Origin of the sequence: Chitinophaga sp., from assembly GCF_036566945.1 — a bacterium.
Lineage (GTDB): Bacteria > Bacteroidota > Bacteroidia > Chitinophagales > Chitinophagaceae > Chitinophaga.
The window spans coordinates 1-11,706 of sequence record NZ_DATCVJ010000795.1 but is presented as its reverse complement, the minus strand read 5'-3'; the positions used below and the strand labels follow the sequence as shown (position 1 = coordinate 11,706).

14 protein-coding genes are annotated in these 11,706 nt (G+C 45.8%); 6 read left to right on the top strand and 8 right to left on the bottom strand.

Features of this window, described 5'->3' with window-relative positions; genetic code table 11:
• Positions 1-288: 288 nt before the first annotated feature.
• The gene (locus VIP81_RS24175) at positions 289-567 is read right to left on the bottom strand and encodes a SelT/SelW/SelH family protein (RefSeq protein WP_331967403.1); all 279 of its coding nucleotides are present in this window, start codon (positions 565-567) and stop codon (positions 289-291) included.
• 281 nt (positions 568-848) lie between these two features.
• On the opposite strand from VIP81_RS24175, the gene VIP81_RS24170 reads away from it, so the two are divergent.
• Positions 849-2,819: a tetratricopeptide repeat-containing sensor histidine kinase gene (locus VIP81_RS24170; RefSeq protein ID WP_331967401.1), complete on the top strand. Its 1,971-nt coding sequence runs from the start codon at positions 849-851 to the stop codon at positions 2,817-2,819.
• Here the strand turns inward: VIP81_RS24170 and VIP81_RS24165 are convergent, their stop codons facing one another.
• The gene (locus VIP81_RS24165) at positions 2,820-3,284 is read right to left on the bottom strand and encodes an Lrp/AsnC family transcriptional regulator (RefSeq protein WP_331967399.1); all 465 of its coding nucleotides are present in this window, start codon (positions 3,282-3,284) and stop codon (positions 2,820-2,822) included.
• A 166-nt stretch (positions 3,285-3,450) separates the two neighbouring features.
• On the opposite strand from VIP81_RS24165, the gene VIP81_RS24160 reads away from it, so the two are divergent.
• Positions 3,451-4,581, top strand: a complete 1,131-nt coding sequence (locus tag VIP81_RS24160) for a histidine decarboxylase (protein WP_331967397.1) — start codon at positions 3,451-3,453, stop codon at positions 4,579-4,581.
• On the opposite strand, the gene VIP81_RS24155 is transcribed toward VIP81_RS24160, so the two are convergent.
• The 3 genes from VIP81_RS24155 to VIP81_RS24145 form a co-directional block, all read right to left on the bottom strand.
• Entirely contained in the window at positions 4,578-5,459 is an 882-nt protein-coding gene (locus VIP81_RS24155) for a mechanosensitive ion channel family protein (RefSeq protein ID WP_331967395.1), read from the bottom strand. The genes VIP81_RS24160 and VIP81_RS24155 overlap by 4 nt on opposite strands.
• A gap of 64 nt (positions 5,460-5,523) precedes the next feature.
• A complete protein-coding gene (locus tag VIP81_RS24150; RefSeq protein ID WP_331967393.1) occupies positions 5,524-5,778 on the bottom strand; it encodes a hypothetical protein in 255 nt (84 codons plus the stop codon).
• A 106-nt stretch (positions 5,779-5,884) separates the two neighbouring features.
• Positions 5,885-6,310, bottom strand: coding sequence for a DUF6496 domain-containing protein (locus VIP81_RS24145; protein WP_331967405.1), 426 nt, complete (start codon positions 6,308-6,310; stop codon positions 5,885-5,887).
• Positions 6,311-6,633: 323 nt separating this feature from the next.
• Between VIP81_RS24145 and VIP81_RS24140 the strand changes: the two genes are divergently transcribed.
• From VIP81_RS24140 to VIP81_RS24125, 4 genes are all read left to right on the top strand, one after another.
• Positions 6,634-6,954: a KGG domain-containing protein gene (locus VIP81_RS24140; RefSeq protein WP_331967391.1), complete on the top strand. Its 321-nt coding sequence runs from the start codon at positions 6,634-6,636 to the stop codon at positions 6,952-6,954.
• Positions 6,955-7,068: 114 nt separating this feature from the next.
• Complete coding sequence (locus VIP81_RS24135) at positions 7,069-7,452, top strand: DUF2809 domain-containing protein (RefSeq protein ID WP_331967389.1); 384 nt, start codon at positions 7,069-7,071, stop codon at positions 7,450-7,452.
• Between the two features lie 34 nt (positions 7,453-7,486).
• The gene (locus VIP81_RS24130; RefSeq protein ID WP_331967387.1) at positions 7,487-7,849 is read left to right on the top strand and encodes a DUF1304 domain-containing protein; all 363 of its coding nucleotides are present in this window, start codon (positions 7,487-7,489) and stop codon (positions 7,847-7,849) included.
• Between the two features lie 10 nt (positions 7,850-7,859).
• Positions 7,860-8,273 carry a hypothetical protein gene (locus VIP81_RS24125; protein ID WP_331967385.1) on the top strand — a complete coding sequence of 138 codons (414 nt, stop codon included), beginning with the start codon at positions 7,860-7,862 and terminating at the stop codon, positions 8,271-8,273.
• On the opposite strand, the gene soxC is transcribed toward VIP81_RS24125, so the two are convergent.
• From soxC to VIP81_RS24110, 3 genes are all read right to left on the bottom strand, one after another.
• Positions 8,274-9,563 (bottom strand): sulfite dehydrogenase, encoded by a 1,290-nt coding sequence (gene soxC / locus VIP81_RS24120; protein ID WP_331967383.1) that lies wholly within the window; start codon positions 9,561-9,563, stop codon positions 8,274-8,276. It lies immediately after the preceding gene.
• Between the two features lie 6 nt (positions 9,564-9,569).
• Complete coding sequence (locus tag VIP81_RS24115) at positions 9,570-10,136, bottom strand: cytochrome c (RefSeq protein ID WP_331967381.1); 567 nt, start codon at positions 10,134-10,136, stop codon at positions 9,570-9,572.
• 8 nt (positions 10,137-10,144) lie between these two features.
• Positions 10,145-11,706 (bottom strand): hypothetical protein (locus VIP81_RS24110; protein ID WP_331967379.1); only part of this gene is annotated, 1,562 nt, incomplete at its 5' end.

Genomic DNA, 11,706 nt, shown 5'->3' with positions numbered 1-11,706 from the left:
CCAAAATCATAAAAGTAAAAATCCGGGAAATCATCTCAATCAGTTTAATCCTGAAAAAGACAATCGCCGAAGGCGATCCCCTCCGGCGATTGTCTTTTTCAGGATTTAGATGATTAACCGTGATTGGGATGATTTTATTGTAGCGGATATAAGATTAAAAAATAAGGGGAGATAAAAGGGAATACCTACTCATATCTCCCAAAATCATAAAAGTAAAAATCCGGGAAATCATCTCAATCAGTTTAATCCTGAAAAAGACAATCGCCGAAGGCGATCCCCTCGCCGGCATTACGGCCTGTCGGAATGCCCCAAGCTTTTCTCCGGGTTCACCTGGTCACGCACCAGTTGCTTCAGCCATTTGATCTCAGGGAAGTGCCCGGCCTCTTTACGGTCGAACAGAATGCTATCGTTGAGCCGAATAATAAATGCACCGCCGGTTTCACTGGGGCGAAGGGTTACACCTCCCAGATCGTCTGTAAAGGTGGTCAGTAATTCCTGGGCCATATAGGCTGCTCTCAGCAACCAGCCGCATTTAGGGCAATATTCTATTGTAATAACAGGTTTCATTGGCATTGTTACTTTAAGCGTCAGACCTCACAAACTAAAAAAAATAAAAATTTCCTGAAAGATACGACCCTATTTGATTTATAGGGATATAACACTAAATACACTGACCTTTAAAACACTTTTTATCCCAACTTACTTTGAATCGTGGCACATTATCTTTAATTTTAACCTATATTAAAGTGGACCGTCCCCGAATCGCTCCACACTTGTCACCGCCAACACTATACACTATGCTGCCGGCCAGTCCTTTGAATAAATATATTTTAATCCCCATTTACTTCATGTTGCTTTCGCCCGCGATAGTAGCGCAGCAGGCGATGAATGATTCTTTACTTACATCCCTTCAATCCCATATAAAAAGAGATACGGCGAGAGTCAACCTGCTGAATCATATTTCCCGGATCTACTTTACCAGGGATGCGGTATTAGCGGCTCGATACGGAGAAGAAGCCCTGCTGATCAGCGACAGTCTTAAATATACCAACGGAAAAATATGGGCCTTACGCAACCTGGCCCTCGTAGAAAATACCAAAGGCCACCTGGATCAACAGATGCAGTTGACCCTCAACGCCCTTAAACTCGCAGAAACCACCGGCGACCCCTACACGCTGGGGGTATTGAATAATGATGTGGGTAATATTTTTACGGAGCTGAACAGCCCCCGGGATGCCCTCGTTTACTTGAAAACTTCGCTGAACATCAAATTAAAACGAAACGAAAAAACGGAGATCGGGAAAACCCTCAACAACATCGGCTCTGCCTACATATCCCTGAGAATGCACGACTCCGCCATGTACTTTCTACAGAAAGCGGAAAAAATAAAACTGGAACTCAATGATCGGCGTGGATTGGCTTATACCTATGAAAACATGGGTATCATTTCCATGCTGCAAGCCAACTACAATGAGGCATTGCGTTATCACCTGCTCTCATTCGCTTACTATAAGGAAGCCGATAATTTACCCGGCGTGGTGAAAGCAAGTCTGAATCTGGCTGAAGTACAAACGATGCTGGGCGATCTTAAAGGAGCAGAGAAAAATCTGAGCAACGCCCAGACGCTGAATGATAAACTGGGGAATGTTAAAAATGAAATGATCTATTATAAGATCCGCTATGAACTGGATTCGGCCCGGAAAGACTATGCGGCGGCATTCAATCATTACAAGGAATTCAGCAACCGGAATATCGACTTTTTCAATGCAGAAAAGGGACGACAGATTTCCCGCTCTGAAGAAAAATATGAATCAGAAAAAAAGCAGCGTGAAAACATTGCACTGAAGAAAGAACAACACATGCACCTGGCTACTATACAGCAACAACGTGTGCTGGTACTGTCGGCCGCAGCACTGTTCCTCGCCCTGCTGCTCATTACCGTGATGGTATACCGCCTCTATAAAAAGCAACAGGAATTGTACCTGGAACTGAATAACAAGAACCGGGAAGTGTCTATGCAAAACCGCATTATCCTGGAACAGAATGCCACCCTGGAAAACCTGAACCAGGTGAAAGACAAAATATTTTCTGTGATCTCCCACGATCTTCGCTCTCCACTGGCTATTCTGGAAGGACTGCTCTTTTTGCTGAAAGATGAAAAAATTGATGCCAACCAGTTCCGTCTGTATACCGATGAACTATGGAGGGATGTAAAAAATACGGCCTATATGATGGACAACATGCTTCAATGGGCCAGCAACCAAATGAAAGGCATTGGTGTAAAAGCCGATGATTTTGATATCACACTGCTATTAAGCCGTGAATTTGATTTGCTGCAAACCCTTGCCAGACAAAAGGAAGTGAAGCTATCCCATGAGCTGAACAAAAGCGCGATGGTATACGCAGATCCGGATATGATCCGGCTGGTATTGCGTAACCTGATCAACAATGCCATTAAATTTACGCCGGCAGGTGGCGAGGTGCTGATCACCGCGCAGTTCAACAAAGAAACAGCTGAAATCACGGTGAAAGATAATGGTACCGGTATTCCGCTGGAAAACCAGCACCGTATTTTCTCCAATATCTATTACTCTACTACCGGCACCCAAAATGAGAAAGGCTGCGGTTTGGGCCTGCATCTGTCCAAAGATTTTGTGGAACGCAACAATGGACAAATCTGGTTCAACAGTATGCCTGGCAGTGGCAGCAGCTTTTCGTTTACCCTCCCGATATCAGAAGATCATGACATCAACCAGCGGTCATATACCATGGTGGTACAGGATCATCCGGTGAGCGGCGTAAGTGTGCTGAGACGCTGATCAGCCCAGGCTTAGCGCAGTAGTATGCTTAATTTCCGTCATCACAAAAGAACTGTGTACCTGCCCGATGTTTTCGATCGCTGCCAGCTTATTGGTCAGGAAATGCTGGTAGCTGCGCATATCGTCTACTACTACTTTCAGCAGATAATCATAGGTGCCCGCCACGTGATAGCATTCCAGCACCTCTTCCATTTTCGCGATAGCGGTTTCAAATTTTTTAATCAGTGGCTGCGAATGCAGTTGCAGTGATACGTTGCAAAAGACCATGAGGTTTTTACCTACTTTATCACCATGCAACAGCGTTACATAGCTTTTAATCACCCCACTTTTCTCTATTTTCTTCAGCCGCTCGTAGGTAGGTGTAACGGATAAGCCTATACGATGCGCGATTTCCTTGGTATTTAACCGGGCATCGTTTTGCAATACCTGCAATATCCTGCGGTCTGTTTTATCCAGTGTATCCATGGCAGTTATATTTATCTTATAAAAGACCTTTTTTCTTTTACAACTAGTTTAATTAAACTATTATTTATACAATATTAGTATATATTTTCTATTATCACATTGCTTCCAGTTCAATACACTTAGTATCCTATACATTTGCAGCATCATACACCTGTAAAAAACAATTATGAAAGAGTACCGGTTAGCTGCGGCTGATACTGCAGCACTGCATGAACTGTTAGCACAGGTACAATCCCGTACCAAAGATTTCCTGGGTTATCCTGTATCTAAAGATTTTGACTATAGTCCATTGCTGCCTTTCCTGCAGTATCCACTTAACAATCTGGGCGATCCGTTTGTACCGGCTACCTATACGGTGGGCTCAAGGGAGATGGAGAAATATGTCGTCTCGTTTTTTGCGGACCTGTTCCGCGCCCCCGGAGACGACTGGTGGGGATATGTAACCAATGGAGGTTCAGAGGGAAATTTATATGGATTATATCTTGCCAGGGAGCTATATCCCAAAGGCATGGTATATTATTCTGAGGCCACCCATTACAGTGTGCAAAAGAACCTGCACCTGCTGAATATGCCCGCTATTATTATCCGCACGTTACCTAATGGAGAAATTGATTATGATGATCTGGAGAATACCATTCGTATGAACAGGCATCTGCCGGTCATAATGCTGGCTAATATAGGCACCACCATGACCGAAGCCCGGGATGATGTAGGCCGCATTAAAGGCATTTTGAAAAACCTGGCGATCCGGCATCACTATATTCATGCTGATGGCGCCCTGTCCGGCAGTTACAGTGCTTTCCTGGAACCCCGGCCGGCATTTGACTTTGCAGATGGGGCAGATAGTATTGCCATCAGCGGACATAAATTTATAGGCGCGCCCATTCCTTGTGGAGTGGTGATTGCCAGAAAATCCAATCGCGACAGAATAGCCCGTTCTGTCGCATATATCGGTAGCATGGATACCACCATCACCGGTTCAAGAAACGGCCATAGTCCATTGTTCTTATGGTACGCACTAAAAAGCCTGGGATCTGCCGGATTAAAGGAAAGGGCCAGGCATAGCCTTGCTGTAGCTGCTTATGCAGTGGAGCGTTTGAACGAAAATGGCATCCCTGCATGGCGTAACCCCAATGCTATTACGGTGGTGTTTCCGGATCCTCCCGGAAGCATTCGCCGTAAATGGCAACTGGCTTCAGAAAATGGCTGCTCGCACATTATCTGCATGCCTAACGTAAGTAAGGAACAGGTAGATGAATTTATTGATACGCTGACAGCAGCCATGGTAGCTGTTTAAACAGCTCCTTCTGCAATGGCCATGATTTCTGTGTTAAGGGCGCGCCGGATTTGTCGCTCTGTTTCTTTGTCGGCCACGGGCATGAGCAATTGTACTTTAAATTGTACAAAGTCTTTCTTGATCTCTATTGTTTTCAGTGAAAAACTTTCGGGAGTAAAGCTGCGGACATACCCGTTCACACTGTTTCTCAGCCGCTCTTCCAATCCACGGATCGTAAAAGGATGTTTATGATCCAGTTCAAATTCCAATGTCAGCTTCCTGATATTTTGTTTGGACTGGTTCAATACAATGGAAGTAAACACTACGGAGTTGGGAATAATCACGATATCATCATCATCGTTCTGTAGCACTACGTTAATGAGGGTAATATCCATCACCTTCCCTTTATAGTCTCCTATACGTACATGATCACCGAGTGACAGCTGATCAGAAAACATGATGATCAGCCCATTGATCATATTGGTAATATAATCTTTTGTGAGCAGGGCAATGGCTGCCGCCACAATGGTGATGCTGGTTACAAGCCGCAGCAGGTCTACCCCAAAGAAAAGGGTAATAGACAGCAGCAGGAAAAAAGTATTTAATACAGACGTGATTCTGTTAATGCCTAACACAAAATTATCTCTTTCAATAGGCTTGGTGCGATGGCGGCGGGTATACCAGGATAAAATGACCAGCCAGGCCAGTGAAATGACCAGGTTAGCACCCAGGAAAAAAGAGAGTGCATTGGTTAGTTTAAATAACCAGACAAATTTGTTGTAAACGGCAGGATGTTCAATATTGAAATACACAATGCCCAGATATACCAGTAGTTTCACCAGGAATATGATCCTTTCCCTTCGATTGGTATTTTTATAGGTTTTATCGGTTACCATCATAGCTATTCACGCTCGCTTTGTCGCGAAGGTACAACCGTGATTTGATTTGTGAAGCAACCGGGGGTTATTTCATTTTGTCGAGAATGTCTTCCCAGATGATACGGGCGATCTGTTCTGATTCCACGGTACGGATGCTTCCTTCCAGAGTGTCTTCGTGATCGGCGGTAAAATGCCTGGTATGGGGTTCAAATTCTTCCAGCACATGTTCTCTTACATCAGGAATTACTTGAAATGCTGTTTCCAATGCACCCTTATCGATTGTGATGATCAATCCATAGGGCTTACCTTTTATGATCACAGTAATGCTGTGTTTTTCCATATAAAAGAAGTCGCAAGTGATATACCACAAATAAAGACCGGTGCTGTGTACTCACCGGCCTTATGACTTATATTGGAAAGGTAAAAATGACCTGGAAATGCTTCTCTCAGGCCTTAGCAGCTGATTTTTTACGGGCAGCTGACTTTTTCTTTGGTGCTGCTTTTTTAGTGGTCGCCTTTTTGGCAGTTGCCTTTTTAGCTGCCGGTTTCCTTACTGCCGCTTTTTTGGCAGTAGCACGTTTAGTCGTTGCTTTTTTTGCGGTTGCTTTCTTCGCGGTTGCTTTTTTGGGAGTTGCTTTTTTAGCCGTCATCTTCTTAGGAGCTGCTTTTTTGGGGGTTGTTTTTTTAGCCACCGTTTTTTTAGCCGCCATTTTTTTAGGCGCCGCTTTTTTGGGGGTTGTTTTTTTAGCCGCTGCTTTTTTAGGCACCTTTGCGCCTTCTGCTCTTGCTTCAGACAAGCCAATTGCGATGGCTTGTTTACGGCTTGTTACTTTCTTGTTGCTTCTGCCACTTTTAAGTTTGCCTTCTTCCATTTCACGCATTACTTTCTTGACTTTACGCTGCACTGCTGTTGAATACTTTGCCATGACAAAAAAATTTAGATGGGTGTAGAAAAAGAAATAACGATGTTATGTAAACAAAATATAAGCCACGGAAAATGAGGCATTTGATGCGAATAAAATGGGGAACGGTCCGGAAAGTGTGTTAAAAATTCTATGGATTGTGGAATGTATTGCCCTATTTCTATTTCCCCTATCTCATAATATCGCCTCTGGCGTGGGAAACAGGTGGTGGCACATATCTTGATCCCCGTAAGCAGAATGTTTAACTACTATCACTATAAAAATTCAGGATTATGGAAGACATCAGATTTCAACATGCCACGCCAGTAACCCATGTACAGGAGAAAAATCCGGAACAAAAAAGTAAGCATAGTAAACGCGGATTTGCTTCTATGGACCCTGAACAGCAACGTGCCATTTCAAGAGAAGGTGGAAAAGCAGCGCATCAACAAGGTGTAGCCCATAAATTTACATCTGAAGAAGCACGTGCAGCAGGTAAAAAAGGCGGTGAAGCCGTGAGCAAGAATCGTGAACACATGGCCGCTATTGGCCGTAAGGGTGGTACTAACCGCGGAAAAAAGAAAAGTAACGTAGAAACCGATAACCAGCAATAACCCACATGGGTTATTGCTTTTTTTATCCGGCTGGATGGTTTTTCTGCCATTCCGCCGGCCAGTGGCTGTACATATAGGAATATCTTTCTTATATTTATCGTTTTTTTATAACCTATGGTAGCAAAACGGCGCTGGATCTATTTCTTCCTCATTTTATTGAATATCCCTTTAGGACTTGCCACCAGGTGGGCTCCTCAATATTTTCCTGATATCGTAAAAATATATGGAGGCGATGTATTTTCCGCCACCTGTATTTTCTTTGGCGTGCGGTTTCTCTACCCTGCTACTCCATTATGGAAAATCGGCATCAGCAATTATATTATATGTATCCTTATTGAAGTACAGCAATTATACCAGGCCGATTGGGCGGTAAAATTCCGTAATACCCCTGCGGGCATTATCCTGGGCCATGGCTTCCTCTGGAGCGATTGCATATGCTATGCCGTAGGTACCCTTCTCGCACTGGCGCTTGCATGGCTGCTTGAAAAGATAATTTGATTATATTTATCAGGTATCATTTAACAACTCCATTATGCAGATAGTTATCAAGATCCTGATTGCAGTGGTGATGCTGGAACACTTGTACATTTTGTGGTTCGAAATGTTCGCATGGACAACCCGTGGCCCCAAAGTATTCCGGCAGTTTCCGAAAGATCTCTTTGCACCAACGAAGTCGTTGGCCGCGAATCAGGGATTGTATAATGGTTTTCTGGCTGCAGGTCTGGCCTGGACCTTTTTCATCTCAGATCCGCTGTGGGCCGCCCGGGTAGCTATCTTCTTTTTAAGCTGCGTTATCGTAGCCGGATTATATGGCGCCCTGACGGCAGATAAAAAGATCTTTTTCGTGCAGGCATTGCCCGCACTGATTACGCTTTTACTGATATTACTTTCTTAAGACCGTTTACATGATACAGGAGTCAGATATCCGGATCGGGAACTATGTGTCCTACTTTGATTATAACATGGAAGAAACAGCCTTTGTGGTAGAAGGCATTTTACAGGGATTCGTTTATAACTCCGGGCTGCCGCTCAGTAAACTGCGTTGTGAAAAGGTGAATCCCGTCATCCTGGACATTTACCTGCTGTCCAGGTTTGGTTTTATTAAAGGGGATCCTGATTATGGAGAAGATGTAAACGTATACTCTCTCAAATACAACCGGCTGCACAGTGTACACGTAAGAAGTGAAAATGACGTATTCCAGCCGCTCACGGATGCTGCCGGGGGCCTGGTCCCTTACGGCCGGCCAATTGTACACGTACACCAGCTGCAAAATCTTTTTCATGCCGTTACCCGCGATGACCTCACTTTATTTGAATAGCTATTTCCATTTCTCCGGCCTGAATACAACATGGCCGTCGCCCTTTAACAGCCAGGCGGTGACAGGGTTTACATGATATCCGCCCATATCGGTGCCTCTGGCCTGTATTAATTGCTTCATGGTGGGCTGGCGATAACCTGTATCATCTACCGCGAGACTCATAATTTCTGTGGGCTTTCCATCCCAGTACCACAGATAACGGAAATACGTATGCGCTTTATCCAGCACGGGTTCCTGCAGCACGGCTTTTACCCAGTGCTTACCGGCATCTGTGCTGACTTCCACGCTGTCAATTTTTCCGCGCCCACTCCAGGCAATGCCCCGTATTTCTATCCAGCCTTTTTCTACCTGTTGTGGAAAAGAAGGATAGGTGATGATAGACCGGGCATCCATGTCGAAGCTAAACTGCCGGATCTTATGATCGCGGATCGTTTCTGTGTATTTGGATGTTTCCTCCCGCGTCATGAAAGGCTGATCAGATAATTCGATCCGACGGATCCATTTTACATTGGTGTTCCCCTCCCATCCTGGTAAAAACAGGCGGGCAGGATACCCTTGTTCCGGGCGAATGGCCTCTCCGTTTTGTCCGTAGGCGATCATGGCATCTTTCCATCCTTTCTGTACCGGGATGCTGCGGGTCATCACCGCGGCATCAGAACCTTCCGCCAGAAACCAGGTAGCTTTAGGGCTTACGCCTACTTCCCGGAATAAAGTGGAGAGCATCACGCCGGTCCACTCACTCTGACTGGTGAGTCCACAAATTTCCTGCGCTGTCATGGTTTCCTTGCCCGATCTGAAGTTGCCCGAGCATTCTATGAAGGCGATGCGGGAAACGGCCGGAAAACGTTTTAAATCGCGCAATGTAAAGATCATCGGACGTTCCACCATGCCATGAATGAGTAATTCATATTTATCCGGATGAATCAGTGGCACGCCGGCATGACTTCTTTCGAAATGCAGGTCGGAAGGTGTAATGATACCATACAGGTCCTGGAGGGGTGTTCGCGAAGAAATGTCGGATGGCTTTTTTAGCGGTTGCTCAAAGGGAGAACGGGTACCAAGCTTTCCAGGCAAAGTGCCCGTGATTTTAGTAGGATCTGCGTAAGTACTGTCTGCACCCGGTGTTATTGGCAAATTATTGCCGGCACGGGCAGCGGGTGTAATGCCCGGCGCACGCTGTACTCCGGAGGCCCCCATCAACGCCGCAGCAGCGGAAACAGCGGCGGCTCTCAACATTGTTCTTCTTGGTATCTTTTTGCCCTTGTGGTCTTCTTTATCTTCCCATGTCATAACTATTCATTTTACTTCGTTCCCTCCGCGGCGGTCATCATCCACATAATATTTTTTCGCCGGCATCACTATTTGCGGCAGGTTCCCGGCGTTTAATGCCAGCGTGCTATCAATCACCTGGTTGCGGTATAAAAGGAAAGCCGTGAGGCTGTATACTTCTTCATTGGTGAGCGATCCCGGTGCATTAAAGGGCATGGCGCGGCGGATATAATCGAATACGGTAGTGGCATAAGGCCAGTAGTTGCCAATGGTTTTCACGCGGGCGGTATCGCCCATAGGCGCCACCAGGCGGTTAGGTGTAGGCTCTGCACCGGTTTCACCATGACAGGCCGCACATTTTGCGAGGTAGATGCGTTGCCCGTTGATGGCGTTTCCACTGCCAGCAGGCAATCCTTTGCCATCCGGTGAAATAGAAATATTCAATGAATCTATCTGCGCAGCAGTGGCGGTACGGCCAAACCCAAAATGCGATGGCCAGCCGGCATCCGGTGGCCGGGTGTTGGTATGGCAAGCCAGCATACCCAACACCACGACAATAGCCACCCGGTAACAGGAGGAGCGTTTAATGATCATATCTCTTCCTAATATTTTCCTGCATTCAATGTGCTCGGCGTTAATGCATATTTTTTATCTACCCGGTCCAGCACTACATAAATGCTGTTTTTGTTTTCGTCTGTGCCCGTGAGTATAATATGCGCTCCGTCGTTCGTGGCATACTTTACAATGAAACGTTTACGGTTTTCATTCACAGGCGCCGCTGCATAATCTTTTGCCCTGCGGGCAGATAATGCCAGCGGATCTATTTTCAGCGCTTCGTCACCGATATTTCTCCATGCCTCCGCAGGTATCCAGTTATTGGTTGCTTTAGCGGCTTCTTTACGGGCAGCCTTTTCTGCGGCTTCATCTACGGGGGCGCCACCATCTCCACCTACGCCCGCGGTACGGTTACGCCTATCCGGAATAGGTTTGTATTTATCTTCCAGGTAAAGCACTTTGTTGACCTCGTCGGCATAGTAGTGGAAAGCACGTTGCCCGCCAGCTAAACCGGTTATTTCAAAAGTCCGGTTTACATCCCGCTGCGGATCACCACCACCATTGGACAGATCCAGCGGATGCGGTGTATTGACCCGGTAGGTAAAAGTAGACCAGCTCTCAAAAGTAGCTTCCTGCCAGCGAACGGAATCCAGCGGTGAGTAGGGAATCACCTGGTCGTTTAAACGAAATTCCGTTACCAGGTAGTTGCCCCGTAATTGCTTTACACCCGCTACTGCCGGCTGTTTGTAAGGATCATACAGAAAGTTGATGAGCTGCAGATAAAACAGCACACCCAGAAAAAGGAAGATGGTAGCAGACTTTAGCCCTATGCGCGTATAGCGTAACCATCTCTCCGAAAAAGAAGGATAATAATTTACCGGCACCGTAAAACGTTCCTGCACCAGCAAACGATAAATTTTGGGTACGTCATTGACCAGCAGTAAAGCCGCCAGTAGCACAAAGTAACTGCTGTATACATGTACCCCGCCATCGTAGGCAAAGTTCACATATACAATATCTCCCAAAGCGGCAAACAACAAAATAGCACCCAGCGTAGTTGTTTTCCGGAAGAATAATAAGGTACCCGCCGTTATTTCCACTACGCCCGCAAACACCTGGTACCAGGGTACTATACCTACCGATAACCAATATATTTTTTGCGCGGTGAGATCACCGAAGTTGGTATTTAAAATACCGAGAGATGGATAAGGCATCTGTACCGGCAATAGCTTGGTAAATCCAAAACCGATGATGCCGATACCTGCTCTATACCTAACGACTACACGTAGCCAGTACCAGGCCGTGTAATATTCTTTCCGGGGCAATTTGCGCGCCTTCACAATGCCGGTCCATATCAGGCCGCCAGCTATGGCTATCAATGCAGTGGTAATCCAGTTGGCGTATCCTAACAACGGACTGCCAAAAATAGTATTGCCTACGACATTAATACCGGAGCCAAACCGCGCGATATCGTACAGATCACGGTAGTTCAGGTGTAACCAATTGAGTTGCGCCAGTTGTTTATACCACTCTATGCTGTTGGGAATAGAGATGGCGATAAAAAAAATAAATGCCATCCGGAATAAAATCAATTGATATTCTTTCCAGG